This is a genomic window from Pseudomonas sp. K2I15 (assembly GCF_002204795.1).
Lineage (GTDB): Bacteria > Pseudomonadota > Gammaproteobacteria > Pseudomonadales > Pseudomonadaceae > Aquipseudomonas.
Genome location: NZ_NIXO01000057.1, coordinates 16,718 through 38,911 on the forward strand (window position 1 = coordinate 16,718; position 22,194 = coordinate 38,911).

At 62.2% G+C, this 22,194-nt stretch carries 19 protein-coding genes and 1 pseudogene; 8 read left to right on the top strand and 12 right to left on the bottom strand.

Going from position 1 to position 22,194, the window contains the following annotated elements; all coding sequences use genetic code 11:
* The first annotated feature begins 315 nt into the window (after positions 1 to 315).
* The 6 genes from CEC48_RS25515 to CEC48_RS25545 all read left to right on the top strand — a co-directional run bounded on the left by CEC48_RS25515 (position 316) and on the right by CEC48_RS25545 (position 7,308).
* A complete protein-coding gene (locus CEC48_RS25515; protein WP_088426262.1) occupies positions 316 to 1,242 on the top strand; it encodes a substrate-binding domain-containing protein in 927 nt (308 codons plus the stop codon).
* 63 nt (positions 1,243 to 1,305) lie between these two features.
* Positions 1,306 to 2,814 (top strand): sugar ABC transporter ATP-binding protein, encoded by a 1,509-nt coding sequence (locus CEC48_RS25520; RefSeq protein ID WP_088426263.1) that lies wholly within the window; start codon positions 1,306 to 1,308, stop codon positions 2,812 to 2,814.
* Positions 2,780 to 3,772 (top strand): ABC transporter permease, encoded by a 993-nt coding sequence (locus CEC48_RS25525; RefSeq protein ID WP_010175128.1) that lies wholly within the window; start codon positions 2,780 to 2,782, stop codon positions 3,770 to 3,772. The genes CEC48_RS25520 and CEC48_RS25525 overlap by 35 nt, the downstream gene beginning before the upstream one ends.
* 69 nt (positions 3,773 to 3,841) lie before the next feature.
* A complete protein-coding gene (locus CEC48_RS25530; RefSeq protein ID WP_088426275.1) occupies positions 3,842 to 4,933 on the top strand; it encodes an alcohol dehydrogenase catalytic domain-containing protein in 1,092 nt (363 codons plus the stop codon).
* Between the two features lie 4 nt (positions 4,934 to 4,937).
* Positions 4,938 to 6,461, top strand: coding sequence for an FGGY-family carbohydrate kinase (locus tag CEC48_RS25535; protein ID WP_088426264.1), 1,524 nt, complete (start codon positions 4,938 to 4,940; stop codon positions 6,459 to 6,461).
* Positions 6,462 to 6,582: 121 nt separating this feature from the next.
* Complete coding sequence (locus CEC48_RS25545) at positions 6,583 to 7,308, top strand: SDR family oxidoreductase (protein WP_088426266.1); 726 nt, start codon at positions 6,583 to 6,585, stop codon at positions 7,306 to 7,308.
* Here CEC48_RS25545 and CEC48_RS25550 read toward each other — a convergent pair.
* The 10 genes from CEC48_RS25550 to CEC48_RS25595 all read right to left on the bottom strand — a co-directional run bounded on the left by CEC48_RS25550 (position 7,305) and on the right by CEC48_RS25595 (position 17,460).
* Positions 7,305 to 8,309 carry a LacI family DNA-binding transcriptional regulator gene (locus tag CEC48_RS25550; protein ID WP_088426267.1) on the bottom strand — a complete coding sequence of 335 codons (1,005 nt, stop codon included), beginning with the start codon at positions 8,307 to 8,309 and terminating at the stop codon, positions 7,305 to 7,307. The genes CEC48_RS25545 and CEC48_RS25550 overlap by 4 nt on opposite strands.
* A gap of 51 nt (positions 8,310 to 8,360) precedes the next feature.
* Positions 8,361 to 9,224 carry a LysR family transcriptional regulator gene (locus CEC48_RS25555; protein ID WP_088426268.1) on the bottom strand — a complete coding sequence of 288 codons (864 nt, stop codon included), beginning with the start codon at positions 9,222 to 9,224 and terminating at the stop codon, positions 8,361 to 8,363.
* 99 nt (positions 9,225 to 9,323) lie between these two features.
* Positions 9,324 to 10,727, bottom strand: coding sequence for an amidase (locus CEC48_RS25560; protein ID WP_088426269.1), 1,404 nt, complete (start codon positions 10,725 to 10,727; stop codon positions 9,324 to 9,326).
* On the bottom strand, positions 10,724 to 11,995 hold the full coding sequence (locus tag CEC48_RS25565) for a Zn-dependent hydrolase (RefSeq protein ID WP_088426270.1): 1,272 nt from the start codon (positions 11,993 to 11,995) through the stop codon (positions 10,724 to 10,726). Before CEC48_RS25565 ends, CEC48_RS25560 begins: the two co-directional genes overlap by 4 nt.
* A 13-nt stretch (positions 11,996 to 12,008) precedes the next feature.
* Positions 12,009 to 12,704: an ABC transporter ATP-binding protein gene (locus tag CEC48_RS25570; RefSeq protein WP_008430585.1), complete on the bottom strand. Its 696-nt coding sequence runs from the start codon at positions 12,702 to 12,704 to the stop codon at positions 12,009 to 12,011.
* A complete protein-coding gene (locus CEC48_RS25575) occupies positions 12,704 to 13,453 on the bottom strand; it encodes an ABC transporter ATP-binding protein (protein WP_088426271.1) in 750 nt (249 codons plus the stop codon). The genes CEC48_RS25570 and CEC48_RS25575 overlap by 1 nt, the downstream gene beginning before the upstream one ends.
* Positions 13,450 to 14,460 (bottom strand): branched-chain amino acid ABC transporter permease, encoded by a 1,011-nt coding sequence (locus tag CEC48_RS25580; protein ID WP_088426272.1) that lies wholly within the window; start codon positions 14,458 to 14,460, stop codon positions 13,450 to 13,452. The genes CEC48_RS25575 and CEC48_RS25580 overlap by 4 nt, the downstream gene beginning before the upstream one ends.
* Position 14,461: 1 nt before the next feature.
* A complete protein-coding gene (locus tag CEC48_RS25585; RefSeq protein WP_088426273.1) occupies positions 14,462 to 15,322 on the bottom strand; it encodes a branched-chain amino acid ABC transporter permease in 861 nt (286 codons plus the stop codon).
* A 67-nt stretch (positions 15,323 to 15,389) separates the two neighbouring features.
* Entirely contained in the window at positions 15,390 to 16,592 is a 1,203-nt protein-coding gene (locus CEC48_RS25590) for an ABC transporter substrate-binding protein (RefSeq protein ID WP_088426274.1), read from the bottom strand.
* 97 nt (positions 16,593 to 16,689) lie between these two features.
* Positions 16,690 to 17,460 (bottom strand): FadR/GntR family transcriptional regulator, encoded by a 771-nt coding sequence (locus CEC48_RS25595; RefSeq protein WP_003215747.1) that lies wholly within the window; start codon positions 17,458 to 17,460, stop codon positions 16,690 to 16,692.
* Between the two features lie 1,044 nt (positions 17,461 to 18,504).
* Between CEC48_RS25595 and CEC48_RS25610 the strand changes: the two genes are divergently transcribed.
* Both CEC48_RS25610 and CEC48_RS25615 read left to right on the top strand, forming a co-directional pair.
* Positions 18,505 to 19,182 (top strand): sterol desaturase family protein, encoded by a 678-nt coding sequence (locus CEC48_RS25610; protein ID WP_088426251.1) that lies wholly within the window; start codon positions 18,505 to 18,507, stop codon positions 19,180 to 19,182.
* Positions 19,179 to 20,276: an SMP-30/gluconolactonase/LRE family protein gene (locus CEC48_RS25615; protein ID WP_088426250.1), complete on the top strand. Its 1,098-nt coding sequence runs from the start codon at positions 19,179 to 19,181 to the stop codon at positions 20,274 to 20,276. Before CEC48_RS25610 ends, CEC48_RS25615 begins: the two co-directional genes overlap by 4 nt.
* Positions 20,277 to 20,330: 54 nt before the next feature.
* Here CEC48_RS25615 and CEC48_RS25620 read toward each other — a convergent pair whose 3' ends face one another.
* Together CEC48_RS25620 and CEC48_RS25625 are read right to left on the bottom strand one after the other, a co-directional pair.
* The gene (locus CEC48_RS25620) at positions 20,331 to 21,773 is read right to left on the bottom strand and encodes a hypothetical protein (protein WP_088426249.1); all 1,443 of its coding nucleotides are present in this window, start codon (positions 21,771 to 21,773) and stop codon (positions 20,331 to 20,333) included.
* Between the two features lie 113 nt (positions 21,774 to 21,886).
* Positions 21,887 to 22,194 (bottom strand): annotated as a pseudogene (locus tag CEC48_RS25625) (hypothetical protein); the annotation flags it as partial.

Below are 22,194 nucleotides of genomic sequence, written 5' to 3' on the forward strand. Positions count from 1 at the left end.
GGACGCCGGTTTAGCCGCGACGGGGCAGGGACGCCCCGTCGCGGCGGCCCGCGTAGTACTACCGGAGCTGAGGGCACACCGAGCCCAGGCGAGGTGCCGAGTGGTGGGGCAAGAGCGTTTTGCTTACTTTTGCGCTTTTCAAAAGTGAGCCGCTGTAAGAGCGGAACCATAAGCGGCCATAACCACAACAATGGATATGTACACCAACCACCGATCAAACACCCCTTGCGACCCCTCAAATTCTTTGCTAGCTTCTTACAAAATGTTATCGATAACATTTGCTCTAAAAATAAAAACAAAACAGAGATCTCAACCATGAAAATGCTTCCGAAAACCCTGTGTTTGTTGGCTTTTAGCATCAATCTCGGCACCGCCGGCCTGGCCTGCGCCGACACCAAACCCGCCCCCATCCGCATCGGCGCGTCCTTCCAGGAAATCAACAACCCTTACTTCGTCACCATGAAAGACGCCCTGCAGGAAGCCGGGGCGACCATCGGTGCGCAGTTGATCATCACCGACGCCCGCCACGACGTGTCCAAACAGGTCAGCGACGTCGAAGACATGCTGCAAAAGGGCATCGACATCCTGCTGATCAACCCCACCGACTCCGTCGGCGTACAGTCCGCCGTCAAATCCGCCCACGCCGCCGGCGTCGTCGTGGTCGCCGTCGATGCCCAGGCCGAAGGCCCCCTCGACTCCTTCGTCGGCTCGAAAAACTTCGACGCCGGCTTCCAGGCCTGCGAATACCTGGCCAAAAACATCGGCAATAAAGGCAATATCGCCATCCTCGACGGCATCGCCGTGGTACCGATCCTGGAACGCGTGCGCGGTTGCAAAGAGGCCGTGGCCAAGCACCCGGACATCAAGATCGTGAGCATCCAGAACGGCAAGCAGGAACGTGACCAGGCGCTCACCGTCACCGAAAACATGCTGCAGGCCCAGCCCACCCTCAAGGGTATTTTCAGCGTCAACGACAACGGCTCCCTCGGCGCACTGTCGGCCATCGAAGCCAGTGGCCTGGACGTCAAGCTCGTGAGCGTCGACGGCGCACCGGAAGCGATCAAGGCCATCCAGAAACCCGGCAGCAAATTCATCGCCACCTCCGCGCAATACCCGCGTGACCAGATTCGCCTGGCCCTGGGTATCGCCCTGGCCAAGAAATGGGGCTCGCAAGTGCCCGCCACGATCCCGGTGGACATCACCCTGATCGACCAGGCCAAGGCCAAGGACTTCAGCTGGTAAACCGCCCAGGCCCCACGCCAGGCGTGGGGCACAGGTCATCCATCTGAATGCGAGGTCGGCGGCATGAGCAGTCTTCTGAAGCTGGAAAATATCTGTAAGCGCTACCCGGGGGTGCAAGCCCTCAAGGCGATCAACCTGGAAGTGCAGCGCGGCGAGATTCATGCGTTGCTCGGGGAAAATGGCGCAGGCAAATCGACCCTGATGAAGATCCTTGGCGGGGTCGAGCACCAGGACGAAGGGCAGATTCTGATCGACGGCCAGGCCCGGCAGTTCGCGACGTACCGCGATGCGATTGCCGCCGGTATCGGCATTGTGTTCCAGGAATTCAGCCTGATTCCCTACCTCACGGCGGTGGAAAATATCTTCCTCGGCCATGAGCTGAGCAATCGCTTTGGCCTGTTGCGCAAGCGCGAAATGGTCGAGGCGAGCGAGGCGTTGTTCAAGCGCCTTGGGGTAAGTATCGACCTGCAATGCGCGGTCAAGCACCTGAGCGTGGCCGAGCAGCAGTTCGTCGAGATCGCCAAGGCCCTGGCCCTGGACGCGCGGCTGCTGGTGCTCGACGAACCCACCGCCACCCTGACGCCCAGCGAAGCCGAGCTGCTGTTCGAGATCATGCGTGAGCTCAAGCGCCAGGGCGTGGCGGTGATTTTTATCTCGCACCACCTGGAGGAGATTTTCCAGGTGTGCGACCGCATCAGTGTGCTGCGTGACGGCGGCAATGTGGGCGTTACCGATGTGGCCGACAGCGATATCGACCGCCTGGTGGAAATGATGGTCGGGCGGCGCCTCGAATGCAGCTTTCCGCCCAAGCCCACCACCGAACGCGGTGCGCTGTTGCTGGAGGTCAAGGACATCCAGTTGGTGCGCAACGGCCCCCATAACCATTTTGAATTGCACAAGGGCGAGATTCTCGGCTTTGCCGGCCTGGTGGGCTCCGGCCGCACCGAGCTGGCGCTGGGCATGATGGGCGCGCTGCCCTCGGTGAGCAAAGATGTGTGGCTGCGCGGCGAAAAAGTCACCCTCGACGACCCGGCCCAAGCCTTGGCCCATGGCATCGGCCTGCTGCCGGAAAGCCGCAAGAGCGAAGGGCTGATCACCGATTTCAGCATTCGCGAAAACATCTCCCTCAATAACCTGCCCAAATACCAGAACGCCAGTGGCCTGATCGACAAGGACAAGGAATGCGCCAGCGTCGAAGCGCTGATGCGCCAGCTGTCGATCAAGGCGCCCAGCGGCGAGAGCCGGGTGTTCAATCTCAGCGGCGGCAACCAGCAGAAGGTCGTGATTGCCCGCTGGATCAACCATCACTGCGACGTGCTGGTGTTCGACGAACCCACCCGTGGCATCGACGTCGGGGCCAAGGCGCAGATCTACGCGCTGATGCGCAGCCTCACTGAGCAAGGCTACGCAATCATCATGATTTCCTCGGAACTGCCAGAAGTCATCGGCATGTGCGACCGCGTTGCCGTGTTCCACAAGGGCGCCATCGTCAAGGTACTGGAAGCGTCTGCCGTCAATCCTCAAGAGGTCATGCGCCATGCAACAGGGGGCTCAAGTGAATACGTCCATTAATGCCGTGGGGCCGAGCCGGTTGCGCCTGAACCTGGCGCGGCTGATTCGCTCTCCGGCGTTTTATCCCTTTGTGGGGTTGCTGGTGGTGACGTTGGTGATGATCTTCGCCAGCGACAATTTCCTCACCGCCAACAACCTGTCGAACATCGCGCGCCAGGTGTCGATCAACGCGATTATCGCGGTGGGCATGACCTGCGTGATTCTCACCGGCGGCATCGATTTGTCGGTAGGGCCGGTGATGGCCTTGTCCGGCACCTTGACCGCCGGCTTGATGGTCGCGGGCTTGCCGCCAGGCCTGGCGATTGGTGCCGGTATGCTGATCGGCGTGGCGTTCGGCATCGGCAACGGGTTGTTCGTCGCCTACCTGCACATGCCGCCGATCATCGTCACCCTGGCGACCATGGGCATCGCCCGTGGGTTCGGCCTGATGTACACCGATGGCTACCCGATTTCCGGCCTGCCGGAGTGGTTTGGGTTCTTTGGCCGCGAAAGCCTGTTCGGCATTTCGGTGCCGATCCTGATCATGCTGGTGACGTACCTGGCGGCCTATGTGCTGCTGCAACACACCCGCATCGGCCGCTATATCTACGCGATTGGCGGCAACGAGGAAGCGGTGCGCCTGTCCGGTGTGCGGGCGGCGCGCTTCAAGTTGCTGGTGTATGGCATCAGTGGTTTTACCGCAGCGATTGCCGGGCTGGTGCTGACCTCGCGGTTGATGAGCGGCCAGCCGAATGCCGGGGTGTCGTTTGAACTCGACGCGATTGCCGCCGTGGTCCTGGGCGGAGCCTCGATTGCCGGCGGGCGCGGGGTGATTGTCGGCACCTTGCTCGGCGCCATGCTGCTGGGGGTGTTGAACAACGGATTGAACATGCTCGGGGTCTCGCCCTACGTCCAGAGCGTGATCAAGGGCGGGATCATTTTGCTGGCGATCTTTATCAGCCGTCAGCGCCACAAGTAAACCGGTTATCTCCACGCGGCCATGGCGGCCGCGATGGGTTCTCTCATGCTCAAGAAAGGTCCGCACATCATGGAAAAGCACAACGAAATGCAAGCCGTCGTCTGCCACGGCCCGAAAGACTACCGCCTGGAACGCATCAGCAAACCCCAGGCGCGGGTCAATGAACTGGTAATTCGCATCGCCGCCTGCGGGATCTGCGCCAGTGACTGCAAATGCCACTCGGGCGCCGCGATGTTCTGGGGCGGCGACAACCCGTGGGTCAAGGCGCCGGTGGTGCCAGGGCACGAGTTTTTTGGCTACGTGGTGGAAGCGGGCGAGGGTGCCGAGGAGCACTTTGAGGTGAAGGTCGGCGACAAGGTGATCGCCGAGCAGATCGTGCCGTGTGGCAAGTGCCGTTTCTGCAAGTCCGGCAAGTACTGGATGTGCGAGGTGCACAACATCTTCGGCTTCCAGCGTGAAGTGGCCGAAGGCGGCATGGCCCAGTACATGCGCATCCCCAAGACGGCCATCGTGCACAAGATTCCGGAGTCGGTGTCGCTGGAAGATTCGGCGTTGATCGAGCCGATGTCCTGCGCGATTCACACCGTCAACCGGGGTGAGATCCAGCTGGATGACGTGCTGGTAATCGCCGGTGCCGGTACCCTGGGCCTGTGCATGGTGCAGGTGGCGGCACTTAAAACCCCGAAGAAACTGGTGGTGATCGACATGGTCGACGAGCGCCTTGCGCTTGCGAAAAAATTCGGTGCCGACGTGGTGATCAACCCGTCCCGGGACAACGCCCGCGAGATTATCAATGGCCTGACCGACAATTACGGCTGCGACGTGTACATCGAAACCACCGGCGTACCGGCGGGCGTCACCCAAGGCCTGGATTTGATCCGCAAGCTCGGGCGATTTGTGGAGTTCAGTGTGTTTGGCGCCGAGACCAGCGCCGACTGGTCGATCATCGGCGACCGCAAGGAGCTGGACGTACGCGGCGCGCACCTGGGGCCGTATTGCTACCCGGTGGCCATCGACCTGTTCGAACGCGGCCTGGTGACGTCCAAGGGCATCGTGACCCATGACTTCGGGCTGGATAACTGGGCCGAGGCGTTTGAGTTGGCCAACTCGACCAAGTCGATCAAGGTGCTGTTGAAGCCGGTGCTGCCATCCCATGAGTAGCAGTATGAACTACGTAATGGGTGTGGACATCGGCACGCAAAGCACCAAGGCGCTGTTGGTGGATGCTGACGGCTTGATCATCGCCCAGCACAGCCAGGGGTATCGCGTGGATACTCCGAAAGTGCGTTGGGCCGAGCAGTGGCCGCAGGTCTGGCTGGAGGCGGTCGAGGCGTGCGTCGCCCAGTGCATGGCCAAGGCGGGCGTGGCGAAAGAGCAGGTCAAGGCGCTGTGCATCAGCAGCCTGTACGGCGGCTCGGGGATTGCCGTGGATGCGCAGATGACGCCGCTGCACCCGTGCCTGATCTGGATGGACCGGCGTGCGGGCGAGCAGGTGCAGTGGGTGCGCGAGCATGTGGACCTGGAGCGGCTGTTCGCGGTCACCGGCAACTCGGTAGACAGCTACTACGGCTTCACCAAGATGCTCTGGCTCAAGCAGCACCAGCCGCAGGTGTGGGCCAACACCCGCTACCTGCTGCCGCCCAACAGCTACATCAACGGGTGCCTGACCGGTGAGGTGGCGGTGGATCACAGCAGCGCCGGCAATATCGGTGGGGTCTACGATGTGGCCCGACGTGGCTGGTCGGCCGAGATGCTGGCGGCGCTGGAGATTCCCTTGGCGATGATGCCGGAACGCTTGCTGTATTCCGGTGAAGTGGTCGGCGGTTTGCTTGAAGAATGGGCGCCGCGATTGGGCTTGCAGGCGGGCACGCCGATACTCGCCGGGGGTGTTGATGCGGCCATGGCCACATTGGCCGCCGGGGTGACCCGGCCGGGCAACCATGTGGCGATGATCGGCACCAGCATGTGCTGGGGTTACCTCAATCAGCAGGTGGATGCGCGGCATGGTCTGGTGAGCATGCCGCATGTGTATAACGGCCATCAGGACCTGTACATCTTCGGCGGTGCGATTACCGCCGGAGCGTCGGTGAGCTGGTTTCGCGAGCAGTTCTGCCAGGCTGAAGAGCAGCAGGCGAAGGCGACGGGCCAGGACAGTTTGTGGCTGCTGGAGCAGAGCGCCGCGAAGATCCCGGCGGGCAGTGAAGGGCTGTTGTTCTTGCCGTATCTGATGGGCGAACGCAGCCCGGTGTGGGATGACCGGGCGAGCGGCAGCTTTGTCGGGCTGAACCTGTATCACAGCCGTATCCACCTGTACCGCGCGGTGCTCGAAGGGGTGAGTTTTGCCCTGCGGCACAATATCGAAGCGGGCATGCGTGGCGCGCATTCCCTTGACCCGCGATTGATTGTGGTGGGCGGGGCGAGCCATTCGGATTTGTGGATGCAGATTATCGCGGACATCACCCATTACCCGGTCTACACCATCGTGCAAGAGGTGGAAGCGGCGTTGGGCGCGGCGTTGTTGGCGGCCCATGCGGTGGGGTTGGTGGATGACCGGGAGATGGAGAAGGGCTGGGTGCAGCTGGAGCTGCGGGCGGAGCCGGAGGCGGGGAATACCCGGGCCTACGACCACTCATTCACCAATTATCTTGAACTGTACCCGGCTCTGAAGTCGCTGATGCACAGCCTGTAGGAGCGAGCTTGCTCGCGAAAAACGTTAACGATAACGAGTGCTTCCTGACGGTGCGCGGTGCCCTTGCGTTTTTCGCGAGCAAGCTCGCTCCTATAGGGGCTTCACACCTAAGGTTCCTTTGATGAACGCCACTTTCGACTTCACCCACCAGCGCATCCTTGTCACCGGCGCCAGCAGCGGCATCGGCCGGGAAATTGCCCTCCAACTGATCGCCAGCGGCGCTCAGGTTTTCGCCCTGGGCCGCGGCGCCCAGGTCCTGGCCCAACTCGGTTGTGAAACGCTGTGCCTGGACATTGCCAACAGCGCCGCCCTGGACCTGGCCCTGAAAGGCCTGCCGCCCATGCACGGCCTGGTCAATTGCGCCGGCATCTCTCGCCTGGAACCCGCCGCCGCCATCAGCGCCGAAGCCTTCGACCAGGTGATGAACGTCAACGCCCGCGCCGCCGCTCAGGTCGCCAGCCGTATTGCCGCCGCAATGATTGAAGCAAAGATCCCCGGCAGCATCGTCAACGTCTCAAGCCAGGCCTCACTCGTAGCGCTGGAGGATCACCTTGGCTACTGCGCCTCCAAGGCCGCACTGGACGCAATCACCCGCGTGCAATGCGCTGAATGGGGCCGTTTCGGGATTCGCGTCAACAGCGTCAACCCCACCGTAACCCTCACGCCCATGGCGCAAATGGCCTGGTCGGAACCTGCCAAACGCGACCCTGCGTTGGCGGCGATTCCCTTGGGACGGTTTGCCGAAACAGCGGAAGTGGCGCTGCCGGTGCTGTTCCTGCTGAGCGATGCCGCCAGCATGATCAGCGGCGTCAGCCTGCCGATCGACGGCGGCTACACCAGCCGCTAGCCGTTCTCCAGCTTGCCGGCGATCACCACCTTGTCCCGCGGCTTGTGCGGGTCTTCGAGGCGGTCCAGCAGCAGCCGCACCGCGCTGCTGCCGGCCAGGGACGCGTCGTGGGCCACACAGGCAATCGGTACACCGAAGATATCGGCGAAGGGCAGTCGGTCGATGCCGCAGATGGTCAGGCTTTCGTGGGGGATGTTGTGCATGCGCAGCGCGCGCAACGCGCCAAGGGTGATCAACTGGTTGAAGCCCATGATCGCGTCCGGCGCCGAGTGCTCGGCCAGGTAGTCGAGGGTGTGCAGGTAGGAGGGCATCAACGTGTAGTCGCCGGCGCACACCTCGACCTGCACCTGAGGGTGTTCGGCCAGCACCTCTTTCAGGCCTTTGAGGCGTTCCATGGTGATGCGCGAATGCTCGGGCCCGGTCAGCACCAGCAGGCGTTTCAGGTCCGGGGTTTGCCGCACCAGGTACTGCGCCGCCTCGATGCCGCTGTGATAGTTGTCCAGCACCACGCGGCTGAACGGGCTGTCGTGGATCGTGCGGTCGAGCAACACCACCGGGGTCTTGCCGTTGCCCAGGCGCTCCAGATAGTCCGGCTGGTAGCTGGGCTCGTCGGAGACCGGCGACAGGATAATCCCCGCCACGCGGTAGCCCAGCAGGGTGTCGACCGCTTTGCTTTCCAGTTCTTCCAGCTCGTCGGTGTCGACCAGCATGATGGTGTAGCCGTGCTTTTTCGCCTCGCGGGAAATCGCCTTGATCATCTCGCTGTAGAAGGGGTTGTCGACCGAGGCGGTGATCACGCCGATGATCAGGCTTTCGCTGCGCTTGAGCCCGCGGGCGAAGGCGTTGGGCACATAGTCCAGCTCCCGCGCCACCTCGAGAATCCGCGCCAGGGTAGCGGGCTTGACCAGGTCAGGCTTGCTCAGCGCCCGGGACACCGTGATGGTGGTCATGTTGACCCGTTTGGCGATGTCGCTGATGGTGACGGACTTTTTTTTGTTCATCGGCAGGGGGAAACCAGGAGAAAACAACCTGAGGCTAACATGTGCACGGCTTCAAATCACCGGATCCCAACGCTGCGACCAATCCTTTTCCGCCTCAACCACCGCCCGCAGCAAGCCCAACGCCTGCTGCAAAACCGCCGAGTCGCGCTCGCGGGAATACACCAGGTACGTCGGAAAGCTGAACTCCGGCGCCTTGGGCACCCGTTCCATCACGCCGCTGTCCAGGTAGCTCTGCACCACCCGCGTGCGGAAATACCCGGCGCCGCCATTTTCCAGGATGTACTGCAATGCCAGCGGCCCGAGATTGAAGCTGAGTGCGGCCCGGGCCTTGTCCGGCAGGGCGGCGTCGTGCTGCTGGCGAAAGCCCTGGCCCCAATCGATGTACACGTAGGGCTCGGGGCGGGCCGCCAGTTGCACCAAAATCAACTTCTCTTCCAGCACCTGTTCCACCTGCAACCCCGGCCAGTATTGCGGCTGGAACACCAGGGCGGCGTCCAGTACGCCCAGTTCCAGCTGGCGCAACAGGTGCTCGCCTTCGCGAATCTCTGTGCGCAAGGCATGGCCTGGGATGTGTTCACGCAAGGCCTGGGCCCAGCCGAGCATCAGCGGGTTGCACAGGCTGACTTCGCCACCGATGTGCAGCACGTTGCGGTAGCCGTCGGGTAACGGCAGGTCGCGGCGGGCGGCTTCCCAGGTTTGTACCAACTGGTTGGCGTACACCACGAACGCCTCGCCGTCCGGGGTCAGGCGGGCACCGGCGCGGTTGCGTATGAACAGGGTGCTGCCCAGCTGGCTTTCGAGGTTTTTGACCCGGGCGGTGATTGCCGTCTGGGTGACGTGCAGCTTCTCGGCCGCCGCGGCGAGGCTGCCGCAGCGGGTGATTTCGAGGAAGGTGCGTGCCAGTTCGATGTCCATAAAGGCCCCTTGGATGATGGAGGCATTGTAGGGGCTGATGATTGGAATGCGGACAAAAATGTGGGAGCGAGCAAGCCCGCTCCCACAGTTGATAGGATTTCAGTCCGGGGTTTTTGGGGCTTGCAGATGCTCGGTCGGGAAGGCCTTGGCATACGCCTGGCAAACCCTCAGCACCTGCTCGTCCGCAAACCGCGCGCCCACCACATGCAGCCCCACCGGCAACCCGTTCGCCGCCAACCCGCACGGCACCGACGCCGCCGGTTGTTGGGTCAAGTTGAAGGGGTAGGTAAACGGCGTCCATTCCATCCATTCCCCAAGCCCGGAACCCGGCGGCACGTTGTGCCCGGCCTCGAACGCGGTGATCGGCATCATCGGTGACACCAACACATCGTAATGTTCATGGAACGCCGCCATGCGCGCCACCAGGGCGGCCCGTGCTTCCAGGGCAGCGCTATAGTCGCTGAGGCTGATCTGCTCGCCCAGTTGCGCAATGCGCAGCAAACCCGGGTCCATCAGTTGTCTTTGCGCATCGCTCAACGGCCCGGCCAGCCTCGCCGCGCCGGCAAACCACAGGGTATTGAACACCTCCAGCGGGTCACTGAACCCCGGATCAATCTGTTCAACCTGCGCACCCAACTGCACCAAACCTTCGACTGCCTGGGCGACAACTTTGGCCACTTGCGGGTCTACATCCACGTAGCCAAAAGTCGGGCTGTAGGCGATACGCAGCCCTTTCAGATCAGCCCCGGCTTGCAGCCATGGCGTGGTGCGCGGGGCGCCGATCAAGCCGTCCCGCGCGTCCGGCTGCGCGATGGTTTGCAGCATCAACACCGAGTCTTCCACGGTGCGGGTCATCGGCCCCAGGTGCGACAAAATGGTCATCGAGCTGGCCGGCCATTGCGGCACATAACCGAAGGTCGGCTTGATGCCAAAGGTGCCGGTGAAGGCGCAGGGAATCCGGATCGAGCCACCGGCATCGCTGCCCTGGTGCAGCACGCCCAGGTTCAACGCCGCCGCCGCACCGGCGCCACCGGACGAACCGCCAGCCGTCATGCGCGTGTCCCACGGGTTGCGAGTAATGCCATACAGCGGATTATCCGTGACGCCTTTCCAGCCGAATTCCGGCGTGGTGGTCTTGCCCAGCAGCACCGCGCCGGCCTTGCGCATGAAGGCCGAGAAGGGCGCATCCACGTCCCACCGGCCCTCGGCGGATGTGGTGCGCGAACCCTTGCGCGTCGGCATGCCGATGGTCTGTGTCAGGTCCTTGATGGACGCCGGCACACCGTCCAGCGCCCCGCACGGCTGGCCCTTGAGCCAGCGCTGTTCCGAGTCCCGGGCAGCCTTCAAGGCGCCTTCCGGGTCGACGTGGCAGTAGGCGTTGACCACCGGGTTGTAGCGCTCGATCCGCAGCAGTGCGTCTTCGGTGACGTCCACCGGCGACAGGCGTTTATCCCGGTAGTGAGCCAGCAATTCAACGGCCGTCAGGTTGGCGATATCGGTCATGCTGCTTTACCTCCTTGCGCCGCGTTGACCATGGCCCGCAGCAACACCGCGCAGCCCGCCGCCAGGTCATCCGGCGCGGCGTTTTCGATTTCGTTGTGGCTGATGCCGCCTTCGCACGGCACAAAAATCATCCCGGCCGGGCCCAGTTCGGCGACGAAAATCGCGTCATGCCCGGCGCCGCTGACGATGTCCATATGGCTCAGGCCCAGGGCGCTGGCGCCATCGCGCACGGCGTTGACGCAAGCGGGGTTGAAGTCCAGCGGCGGGAAGTCGGCGGTGGGCGTCAGTTCAAAGCTCAGGCCGTGTTGCTCTACGGTGGCTTCGATCACCTGGCGCACTTCGTCGACCATCGCTTGTAGCTTGTCGACGTGCAGGTGGCGCAGGTCGATGGTCATGTGCACCTGGCCGGGAATCACGTTGCGCGAGCCCGGGTGCAGGCTCAGGCAACCGACGGTGCCGCAGGCGTGGGGTTGTTGCTCGTGGGCGATGCGGTTCACCGCGCTGACCACTTGCGCCGCGCCCACCAGGGCGTCCTTGCGCAGGTGCATCGGCGTGGGCCCCGCATGGGCTTCGACGCCGGTGAGGGTCAGGTCGAACCACTTCTGGCCCAGGCAGCCCATGACCACGCCGATGGTGGTGGCCTGGTCTTCCAGCACCGGGCCTTGTTCGATATGCGCCTCAAAATAGGCGCCCACCGGGTGGCCCAGCACGGCGCGGGAACCCGCGTAGCCAATGCGCTGCAGTTCGGCGCCCACCGACAGGCCTTGCTCGTCCTGTTTGTCGAGGGTTTCCTGCAGGTCGAACTTACCGGCGAACACCCCGGAACCCATCATGCACGGCGGGAAGCGCGAACCTTCCTCGTTGGTCCACACCACCACTTCAATCGGCGCTTCGGTCTCTATATTCAAATCGTTGAGGGTGCGGATCACTTCCAGGCCGGCCATCACGCCATAGCAGCCGTCGAACTTGCCGCCGGTAGGCTGGGTGTCGATATGGCTGCCGGTCATCACGGGCGCCAGTGCCGGATTACGCCCGGCGCGGCGGGCAAAGATATTGCCGATGGCGTCGACGCTGACGCTGCACTCGGCGGCCTCGCACCATTGCACAAACAGGTCGCGGGCCTGGCGGTCGAGGTCGGTGAGGGCCAGGCGGCACACGCCGCCCTTGGGTGTGGCGCCCAGGCGGGCGAGGTCCATCAGCGATTGCCACAGGCGTTCGCGGTTGATCAGCGGGGCGTTGCTCTGCAGCGGTTGCGCAAAACTATTCATCAGCAGTCTCCGGTCAGGCACTCAGGGCCAAGTAACGGTTCTTGATCGTCGGGTCGGCGCGGAAGGCTTCGGCACTGCCTTCGTAAACCACGCGGCCCTGTTCGAGGACGTAATGGCGGTCGGCGAGCTTGTCGCAGACCATCAGGTTCTGTTCCACCAACAACACCGGCAGGCCGTCTTCCTTGACCTTGCGCAGGATCTTCACCAACTCGTCGACGATCACCGGCGCGAGGCCTTCGGTGGGCTCGTCGAGGATCAGCAACTTGGGGTCGTTGAGCAGGGCGCGGGCGATGGCGAGCATCTGTTGCTCACCGCCAGACAGTGCGTGGCCGGCGTTTTTACGGCGCTCCTTCAAGCGCGGGAACATGCCGTACACGTCTTCCATCTGCCAGCGGCTGGTCTTGCGCACCGCGATGCGCAAATTTTCCTCAACCGTGAGCAGGCGGAAAATCCCGCGGTTCTCTGGCACCAGCGCCAGACCCTGGCGGGCGATTTCGAAGATTTTCTGCCCCACCAGCGGCTGGCCGTTGAAGTGGATCTGGCCCTGGCGCGGGCAGATGATCCCGAGGATGCTGCGCAGGGTGGTGGTCTTGCCGGCGCCGTTGCGCCCCAGCAGGGTCACCAGTTCGCCAGGGTTGACGGTCAGGGACACGCCTTCAAGGACGTGGCTCTTGTCGTAGTAGGAATGGATATTGTCGACGGTCAGCATCAGGCGGCTTCTCCCAAATAGGCGGTGCGCACGCGCTCGTCGGCGCGCACGAATTCCGGTGTGCCTTCCACCAGGATCTGGCCGTGGCTCATCACGGTGATGCGTTGGCTGATGGACATGACGATGCTCATGTTGTGCTCGATCAACAGCACGGTGTGGTCACGGCCAAGGTCGCTGATCAGTTGGGTCATGATCGGGATGTCGTCGATGCCCATGCCCGAGGTGGGTTCGTCGAGCATCAGCAGCTTGGGCTTGGAGCAGATCGACATGCCGACTTCCAGCACCCGCTGCTGGCCGTGGGACAACTCGCCGGCCAGGGTGTCGGCGCGGGCGGTGAGTTGCAGGCGCTCCAGCACCTGGTCGGCCATTTCCAGGTGTTCGCGCTTGCTGTCGACCCGGCGCCAGAAGTTCAGCGCCTTGGCACCGTCGCGGCCTTGGGCGGCCAGGCGCAGGTTCTCGCGCACGCTGAGGTTCTGGAACAGGCTGGTGAGCTGGAACGAGCGGGCCATGCCCAGGCCGACGCGGCCGTGGGCCGGTTTGCGCATCAGGTTCTTGCCATCGAAATGAATCGCCCCGGCGGTGGCCTGGCGTTCGCCGGTCAGGCAGTGGAACAGGCTGGTCTTGCCCGCGCCGTTAGGGCCGATGATGGTGTGGATGGTACCGGCTTCCACCTTGAGGTTGACGCCGTTCACCGCGTGGAATGCGCCGTAGGCCAGTTCCAGGTTCTTGGTTTCCAACAGGATGCTCATGACAGCTTCTCCTTGGTCACGATGTCGGCCTTGCGGCTGCCGCGCACACATTCGAACAGCGTCGACAACCCGCCCCACAAACCGCCACGCATAAAGATCACCACCAGGATCAGAATCACCCCCAGCAGCATCAGCCAGCGCGGCCACAGGTCGGAGAGGAAGTCTCCCAGCAGCACGATGGAGCCGGCGCCCAGCAAGGAGCCGAACAGCGAGCCGGTGCCGCCGACGATGGTCATGATCAGGATGTTCTCGGACATCGCCAGGTCGATATTCGACAGCGGTACAAAGTGCAGCAGCATCGCGTACAGCGCCCCGGCAATCCCGGTGACCGCACCGGATAACACGAACACCAGGATCTTGAAGTGGCGGGTGTCGTAGCCGATGGCCGAGGCCCGGGTTTCGTTTTCGCGGATCGCCATCAGCGTGCTGCCAAATGGCGAGGCGATCACCCGGCGCGCGCCGATAAAGATCAGCAGGAACAGCACCGCGACAAACCCGTAGAACGCGCGGGCATCGGTGAGGGACAACAGCACCGTGTCACCGATACGGATTTCCGGGCGCGGCACGCTGAGCAGGCCGTTGTCGCCGCCGGTCCAGTCGCTCAAGGTGTAGGCGACGAAGTAGGCCATTTGGCTGAAGGCCAGGGTCAGCATCACAAAGTAAATGCCGGTGCGACGGATCGCCAGGGCACCCACTAGAAATGCCAGGAAACCCCCGGCGACGGCGGCGCCCAGCAGTGCGCTGAACAGGCCGAGCTGCAGGTGAATCATCAGCAACGCCGCGCAGTAGGCACCGGCTCCGAAGAAGATGCCTTGGCCGAATGACAACAGTCCGGTGTAACCCAGCAGGAGGTTGCAGGCGAGGGCGGCCATGGCAAAGATCAGGATCTCGGTGGCCAGGGTCGCCGAGGGGAGAATCAACGGTAAGCCGATCAATACCGCCAGCACCAACAGCAGCATGTAGCGCGATTGGGTCTTGGCGAACGGCAGGGGGTTTTTCTCGCTCATGTCAGGCTCTCCCGAACAGGCCGTAAGGACGTACCAGAATCACCACGGCCATTGCGCCGTAGATCATCAGGCTCGCGCCCTGGGGCCAAAGTGTGGTCATCAGGCTTTGCACCACGCCGACCAGCAGGCCGCCGACCAGTGCGCCGCTGAAGGAACCCATGCCGCCGATCACCACCACCACGAAGGCCACACCGAGAATTTCCGGTCCGACAAAGGGTTGGGCGCCGCGCAACGGGGCGAACAGCACACCGGCCATCCCGGCCAGGCCCACGCCGAGGGCGAAGGTCATGGAGAACAGGCGGAAGATGTTGGTGCCCAGCAGGGACACGGTTTCGGTGCTTTCACTGCCGGCCCGCACCAGGGCGCCGAAGCGCGTACGTTCCAGCAGCAACCACAGTCCCAGGCCCACCAGCCCGGAGAATACGATCAGGAACAGGCGGTAGTAGGGATAGACGAAATCGCCGACCACCAGCACCCCGCGCAGCAACTCCGGCACGGCGACGCTTTTACCCACCGGGCCCCAGATCATCACGCTGGCTTCCTGGATAATCAGGGCTATCCCCAAGGTCACCAGAATCTGGAACATGTGCGGCAAGTGATAAATCCGCTGGATCAATAATCGCTCGATCACCCACGCCAGCGCGGCCACCACCAGCGGCGCGATCAGCAGCGCCAGCCAGAAGCTGCCGGTGAGGCTGACGGCGGTGTAGCAGATGTAGGCACCCAGCAGGAAAAATGCACCGTGGGCGAAGTTGACGAAGTTCAGCAGGCCGAAAATGATCGTCAATCCGACCGCGATCAGGAAGTAAATCATCCCAAGGCCCAGGCCATTGAGAATCTGGAACAGGTAAAGATTAAGCATGCAGGAACCCTCGGCAGGCGGCCGCGTGAGCGGCCCTGCGCTGTGTCACCAGTAGATTTTCAGCGGATCAGCCGAGCACGCAGCCCGTGGCTTCCACCGGCGGGAACGACTGGCCGGAGCTGAGCACCTTGGCCAGGTCATCCTTGTCGGCCATGTCGGCGGCGGCCTTGCCCACCATCAGGTAGTAATCCTTGATCACCTGGTGGTCGCCGGCGCGGATCGATTCCTTGCCGGTAGGGCCTTCGTAGCTCAGGCCCTGCATGGCCTTGGCCACGGTCGGCCCGTCGAAACTGCCGGTGGAAATGATGGTTTCCAGCATCACCTTGGTGCTGATGTAGTCAGCGGCCAGCGGGTAGGTGGGGTTGATGCCGTATTTGGCCTTGGTCAGTTTCACCAGGTCGCGGTTGAGCGGGGTGTCGACCTGATGCCAGTACTGCGCGCCGAGGTACACGCCTTCCAGCACGTCACTGCCCAGTTCCTGGAACTGGTCGAGGCCGGCGGACCACACCAGCAGCACTTTCATGCGCTCCTTGATGCCGAAATTCACCGCCTGGCGCAGGGTGTTGGACGACTGGCTGCCGAAGTTCAGCAGCACCAGCACGTCGGGTTTGGCGGCGATCGCATTGGTCAGGTAGCCGGAGAATTCCTGCTCCTGCAGCGAGTGGTAGCTGTTGCCGGCGTGTTCCAGGCCATGTTCGGCCAGCACCGATTTGGCCCCTTCGAGCAGGGCTTCGCCGAACACGTATTGCGGGGTGATGGTGTACCAGCGCTTGGCGTCGGGCAGCAGTTTGATCAGCGGCACGATGGTCTCGCGGATCGCGCCGTAGGTGGGTACCGACCAGCGGAAGGTGGCGCTGTTGCAGTCCTTGCCGGTGACTTCATCGGCGCCCACCGGGGTCATGAATACACCGCCGGCCTTGCTCACTTCCTTGGCCACCGCGAGTGCCGAAGACGACAGGGTGCAGCCCTGGAAGAAGCGTGCGCCATCCTGCTGGATCGCTTCCTGGACCTTGCGCACGGCTTTGCCGGCGTTGCCTTCGGTGTCGATCACCTTGTAGTTCAGCGGGCGCCCGAGCAGCTCGGGGTGTTGTTCCACCGCGAGGCGTGAACCCATGTCGGCAAATTTGCCATAGCTGGCAAAGGCGCCAGACATGGACTTGAGGCCGTAAAAGGTAAAGGGCTCGGCGGCGAATGCCGAGCGTACACCCAGCGGGAGGCTGAGGGCGGTCGCAAAGGTGAGACTGGCTTTCAACAACGTACGACGCTGCATGGGGTGACTCCCTGGATTAGTTATTGGCAGGAGTGGCAATGGCGATACGGTGGAGCACGGCCTGTGGGCAGGCCTTTTATTGGGGTTTATGGAGGTGTCAGTGGTTGTGGTCGAACTCCAGTAGAAAGTGCGGGCTGACTTCACCTTCAAGGGCGGTCATGTGGTGTTCGGCGTCGCACATGTGTTCGTGCATCAGGCTGCGTACGGTGGCTTCATCCTCGGCCCGGAAGGCGATCAGCAATTGCTTGTGGTAGTCGAGGTTGGCGGCGTCGAATTGCTTGCGCTTGGGTTTGTAGGCTTTTTTCAGCACCACCAGGTCGCGCAATAAGTCGTTGAGAAATTGCGCCATGAAGCTCAGTAGCGGGTTCGGACAAGCCTTGGCCAGCAGGTTGTGGAATTCCAGTTCGGCGATGCGTTGTTCGCGTTGGCCGGCTTCGCTGTCTTCGGGGGCGCTGCAAAAGTCGACGTTGTCCTGGAGGGCGCGGTAGTCGTCTTCGCTGAGGCGGCCCAGCACGGAGACGGCGAGTTCGACTTCGATGACTTTGCGCAGTTGGTAGACCTGTTCGCCGTCCAGGTGCTGGAAGTGCAGGTAGTTGCGCAGGGCGCGGCTGGCGGGTTCGGTGCCGGCCTGGTTGAGGTAGGCACCGCCGCTGGGGCCGGTGCGGGTGTTGACCAGGCCTTCGACTTCAAGCGCCTTGAGGGCTTCGCGGGCGGAGCCTTTGGAGCACTGGAAGCTTTCCATCAGCTCGCGTTCGGTGGGCAAGCGGTCGCCGGGTTTCAGGGCGTCGGTGACGATGGAGCGTTTGACCGACTCGACGATGACGTCGGAGAGCTTCTGGCGTTTGCGGCGCAACGGGCGGCTTAGCATGGTGTTTGATTGATCCTATTAATGCGCATTAATAGTACTTAATAGGGGTTTGGGGTGGGGCGTCAACGGAGGGGGTCGTTTTTGGTTTGGATGGGTCGTAAATGGCTATTCGATGGGGGGCATATCCGTTGTCTTTGTGATGGCTGGTATTGGTTCCGCTCTTACAGCGGCTCACTTTTGAAAAGCGCAAAAGTAAGCAAAACGCTCTTGCCCCACCACTCGGCACCTCGCTTAGGCTCGGTGTGCCCTCAGCTCCGGTATTACTGCGCGGGCCGCCGCGACGGGGCGTCCCTGCCCCGTCGCGGCTAAACCGGCGTCCTGCCGGTTTACCCGCTCCGTACTACCTGCGTTCGGCCAGCGTGGTTTAACGGGGCGCCTAAGATCAAGATCAAAAGCAAGAGCACAGCGGCCTACCGGCCGGCTTGAGTGGTGTAGATCAAAAGCAAAAGCAAAAGCGAACGCGGTCCAAATGTGGGAGCGGGCTTGCTCGCGAAGGTCGTTAACGATGACGATGGTTTTCTGATTCAACGCGGCGCCCTCAGGTTCTTCGCGAGCAAGCCCGCTCCCACAGAAAAGCAGCTCTGCTTTCGCTCTAGACCTTGCCCTTGCCTTTGCTTCTAACACTCAGGTCGGCTTTCAGGCCGCCGTGCCCTTGATCTGTTTTTGATCTTGATCTGCGGGCCCCGTCAACCACGATGGCCGCAAGTAGGCACGGTGGAGCGGGTAAACCGGCAGGACGCCGGTTTAGCCGCGCTGGGCCAGGGATGGCCCATCGCGGCGGCCCGCGGAATCGGGCCGGAGTGCGGGCATGCCGAGCCTAGGCGAGGCACCGAGTGGTGGGGCAAAGACCTTTTGGTTACTTTTGGGGCGTTTGCCAAAAGTGACCCGCTGTAAGAGCGGAACCCTAAGCCGCCATTACCGCAGCAACGGATATGTACTCAACACAAACCAACAACCTGGTCGGCCCACAGGCCGCCACGTCAAGCAAAACCCCCAATCCCAACTAAGCTCACCCCCCAACAAAAACAACACCGAGCGCCCCCAATGACCCACACCACCGAGGCCTTCCGCGCCACCTACCGCGCAAGCATCAAACCCCACTACAACCCGTGGCTCCACGCAGGTTTCGTGCTCGGCTATGGCCTGCTCTGCATCACCCTGTTCTGGTCCACCCCCCAACACATACAACCCCTGGAATGGCTGACCATCCCCCTCACCCTGATCTTTTTCAACCTGTGCATCTACCTCGTCCACCGCCACCTGGGCCACCACAAACATACCTTCGCCCGCCTGTTCTACGCCCGCCACACCGGCGACCACCACAGCTTCTTCACCCCCGGCCACATGACCTACGACAGCCCGCGAGACTGGCGCGTCATCCTCTTCCCCGCCTGGCTCATCCTGCTTCACAGCCTGGCCATCACCCTCCCCGCCTGGTGGCTGCTCAACCACCTCAACCCCAACGTCGCCGGCCTGTTCGCCGGCTGCATGATCCTCGGCTACCTGCTCTACGAAATCTTCCACGCCTGCGAACACCTGCACCCCAACCACCCCGTGGCCCGCCTGCCGTGGATCCGCCAGATGCACCACCTGCACGCCCTGCATCACCGTCGCGAACTGATGCAAGGGCGCAATTTCAATATCGTCCTGCCGCTGATGGACTACCTGTTCGGCACCCTGCATTGGGAGCCAAAACACACCGACAACCAGGAGTCGTCATGAGTACCCGTCCTAGGAAAGTTCGTCATTTAGTCCTGCTGATCCTGATCACCATCGTCGCCTTCCTGCTGCTGATGCCCACCAGGGTGCAACCGGTCAACTGGTCGCCGCCCAAGGCGCCGTCCATGAAGGACGGGCCCTACGCGGAAAACCAACGCCTCAAGGAGGTAAAAAGAACCGGCGCCCAGGGCATCACCGGGCCCGAAGCCTTGCTGCTGGATGGCAAAGGTTTTCTCATCACCGGCCTGCATGACGGGCGCATCATCCGCACCGCGCCCGAAAGCCACATCCTCGAAGAACTCACCAACACCCACGGTCGCCCCCTCGGCCTGGCCCTGCACCCGGACGGGCGCTTGATCATTGCTGACGGCATCAAGGGCCTGCTCGCCCTCGATGCCCAACACAACCTCACCACCCTGGCCACCAGCGCCGCCGGCCTGCCGTTTGGCTTTGCCGATGACGTGACCGTCGACGCCGCCGGGCGTTATGCCTACTTCAGCGATGCGTCGAGCCGCTGGGGTTATGGGGAAGACGGCGAGGCGGTGATCGAACACGGCGGCGATGGCCGGCTGCTGCGTTATGACTTCAGCAACGGCCACACCGAGGTGCTGCTGGATCAATTGCAATTCGCCAATGGCGTAGCCCTGGGGCCGAACGAAGACTATGTGTTGGTCAACGAAACCGGCGCCTATCGCATCAGCCGCTACTGGCTCAAGGGTGACAAGGCCGGGGTCCACGACCTGTTTATCGACAACCTGCCGGGCCTGCCGGACAACCTCAGCTTCAACGGCGAGGACCGGTTCTGGGTCGCCTTGTACTCACCGCGTAACCCGTTGCTTGACGGTTTTGCCGGCTACCCGTTGATGCGCAAGATCATGGTGCGGGCACTGATGGTGGTGCCCAAACCCATCGAGCGTAAGGCCTTTGTGCTGGGGCTGGATGTGAACGGCAAGGTGATCGCCAACCTGCAGGATGGCAGCAGCGGTAATTACTCGCCCATCACCACCGCTCGCGAATACGGTGACTGGCTGTACCTGGGCTCGCTGACAAATACGGGCATGGCACGCTTGCCGCTCAAGCTGGCATTGGCGCAATAACGCAAAAAGGGGCAGCCCTTGCGGACTGCCCCTTGCCTTACTTGAACAACCTCATCAGTGAATAATGGTCTGGGTACAAATGTGGCCCAGGCTGACGTACTGCACATTGCTGCCGCCTACGCCAACACCGGGAAACTCATCCAGCTCGATGCGCCAGCCGCCTTCGTTGAAGGTGGTGTCCCACTTGTAAGACACGCCGGTGCTGCTGTCGTTGAAGATGGCGCGGTAGTCACCGTTGCAAGTACCGAGCGTGGCTGTCGCGGAGGACGTGCCGGCGCTGTTGGTCGTGGCCTTGTAATCAACCCAGTGATAGTTGATGTCATAGAAACGCTTGTCGACCCGCAGCACCGGTGTGATGCCCGGCAATGGCACGCCGGTGGTATCCGACCACTGGGTGCTCCAGTTCAACAGGCGAGCGGTTTGAGTGGCGGTCGAAGACATCGAGAACGGAATCCTGACGATGTTGTCACCGGTCACACTGTTGCTGTTCAGACGCGGAAACGAACCCAGCGTCAGCTTGTACTGCGCGGTAGGGTCCTGCGCCACGGCGGTGTTGGCGCGCACCCGCACCTTGGCGGTGAAACCCGCTGCGCCAGACAGGCTCACGCTTGTACCGGCTGGAACGGCGACCCAATTGCTGCCATCAAAACGATCGAGGATCCACTGGTTACGCGTACCTTCGCGACCCTCCTTCAAGGAGAGGGCGACGTTCTGGCCGCGCGTCGACTTGAAGTCGAAGTAGTCGACATCGTTGGCGTTGTCGAGGTTGCCGATAACCTGGTTCAACGCATCCGGCAGCACAAAGGCGGTCTGCGGGGTGTCGTTGGGTTCATAGGCATCCACGTTGGTGTCTGCCGCCACACCAAAACTGAACTGCGCGTTGTCGGCGGTGTTGGCCACCATGTACCAGTAGTAATCACCAGCGGGCAGGATGCCATCGATGTATTCGTCGGCATTGCCCGGGTTATCGGAGGTCGCCAGCAGCACCGGATCGCCACCTTGGCCGTCATCCCGGAACAGGCTCAACGACAGGTCGGCACCGGCACTCTGGCCGATCAACTGCACCAGCACGCGAGCGCTGTGAGGCAAGTTGAAGTGGTAAGGAAACTCCTGGCCGGCCTGCACTTCGGTGATGGTATAGAGGGTGTTGATGTCCAGGGTCGGGAACAGCGGAACGAAATCGGCGGCGGCCGCTTTCAGCTTGGCCTGGCTGGGCTTCTTCGGTTCGCTGACCACGGTTTCAGTGATGCCGGCCTTGCTGGCCGGCTTGAGCACCGGGGGTGTACCGGCGTTCATGGCGTCCTTGAATTGCTTCGCGAGTTCTTCGGAAAGCGGCTCGGCGTGAAGCGTGCCGCCCGGCTTGAGGTCGAAGCCCGATGCAGGCTTGAGCGCCTGTGCGCTGACGGTGGAAGGGTATTGCTCGGCCAGGGCGAAGGCCGAAACGAAGCTGGCAGCCATCATGGCCGCGCCCAATACAAAGGCTTTTTTAGATTTCATTTTTTATCCATCCATAGTTAAAAAATTGAAGCTCAGGTGACCGGTGACATCCGGTCACCTGGGATGGACTGTAGGACAAAGCTGTATGTATGTACAGTATTTTCTTACAAGAACTACCATTTAATCCAGACGTACCAGAGCCCCGCACCTACAAATCCAACCATTCCAAAACGATACGGCCACAGCGCCCAACGCTTGAGCGACAGGGGAACAGACGCCAGCTCTGCCGCCGTCACATCCCCTCTTCTGATGTGCAGCTTGGGCAGTGAAAGAAAGTCGACAATCAGACTCAAACGCATGTATCTGTCGATCAGTTGGTTTCTGCCCCAAAACCGTTTGTTATCACCTTTCCCTTTAGTAGCAATACCCAAAACTAACTTACACAAACCACGCGCCACCTTTGCGCCCAATACCCCGCCAC

Excerpts from the sequence above, each read along its gene's own strand:
- CEC48_RS25575 (WP_088426271.1), bottom strand. The coding sequence starts at position 13,453 with ATGAGCATCCTGTTGGAAACCAAGAACCTGGAACTGGCCTACGGCGCA.
- CEC48_RS25550 (WP_088426267.1), bottom strand. The coding sequence starts at position 8,309 with ATGAACAAAAAAAAGTCCGTCACCATCAGCGACATCGCCAAACGGGTC.
- CEC48_RS25555 (WP_088426268.1), bottom strand. The coding sequence starts at position 9,224 with ATGGACATCGAACTGGCACGCACCTTCCTCGAAATCACCCGCTGCGGC.
- CEC48_RS25560 (WP_088426269.1), bottom strand. The coding sequence starts at position 10,727 with ATGACCGATATCGCCAACCTGACGGCCGTTGAATTGCTGGCTCACTAC.
- CEC48_RS25545 (WP_088426266.1), top strand. The coding sequence starts at position 6,583 with ATGAACGCCACTTTCGACTTCACCCACCAGCGCATCCTTGTCACCGGC.
- CEC48_RS25590 (WP_088426274.1), bottom strand. The coding sequence starts at position 16,592 with ATGCAGCGTCGTACGTTGTTGAAAGCCAGTCTCACCTTTGCGACCGCC.
- CEC48_RS25610 (WP_088426251.1), top strand. The coding sequence starts at position 18,505 with ATGACCCACACCACCGAGGCCTTCCGCGCCACCTACCGCGCAAGCATC.
- CEC48_RS25515 (WP_088426262.1), top strand. The coding sequence starts at position 316 with ATGAAAATGCTTCCGAAAACCCTGTGTTTGTTGGCTTTTAGCATCAAT.
- CEC48_RS25520 (WP_088426263.1), top strand. The coding sequence starts at position 1,306 with ATGAGCAGTCTTCTGAAGCTGGAAAATATCTGTAAGCGCTACCCGGGG.
- CEC48_RS25615 (WP_088426250.1), top strand. The coding sequence starts at position 19,179 with ATGAGTACCCGTCCTAGGAAAGTTCGTCATTTAGTCCTGCTGATCCTG.
- CEC48_RS25580 (WP_088426272.1), bottom strand. The coding sequence starts at position 14,460 with ATGAGCGAGAAAAACCCCCTGCCGTTCGCCAAGACCCAATCGCGCTAC.
- CEC48_RS25595 (WP_003215747.1), bottom strand. The coding sequence starts at position 17,460 with ATGCTAAGCCGCCCGTTGCGCCGCAAACGCCAGAAGCTCTCCGACGTC.
- CEC48_RS25585 (WP_088426273.1), bottom strand. The coding sequence starts at position 15,322 with ATGCTTAATCTTTACCTGTTCCAGATTCTCAATGGCCTGGGCCTTGGG.
- CEC48_RS25525 (WP_010175128.1), top strand. The coding sequence starts at position 2,780 with ATGCAACAGGGGGCTCAAGTGAATACGTCCATTAATGCCGTGGGGCCG.
- CEC48_RS25570 (WP_008430585.1), bottom strand. The coding sequence starts at position 12,704 with ATGCTGACCGTCGACAATATCCATTCCTACTACGACAAGAGCCACGTC.
- CEC48_RS25530 (WP_088426275.1), top strand. The coding sequence starts at position 3,842 with ATGGAAAAGCACAACGAAATGCAAGCCGTCGTCTGCCACGGCCCGAAA.
- CEC48_RS25535 (WP_088426264.1), top strand. The coding sequence starts at position 4,938 with ATGAACTACGTAATGGGTGTGGACATCGGCACGCAAAGCACCAAGGCG.
- CEC48_RS25620 (WP_088426249.1), bottom strand. The coding sequence starts at position 21,773 with ATGAAATCTAAAAAAGCCTTTGTATTGGGCGCGGCCATGATGGCTGCC.
- CEC48_RS25565 (WP_088426270.1), bottom strand. The coding sequence starts at position 11,995 with ATGAATAGTTTTGCGCAACCGCTGCAGAGCAACGCCCCGCTGATCAAC.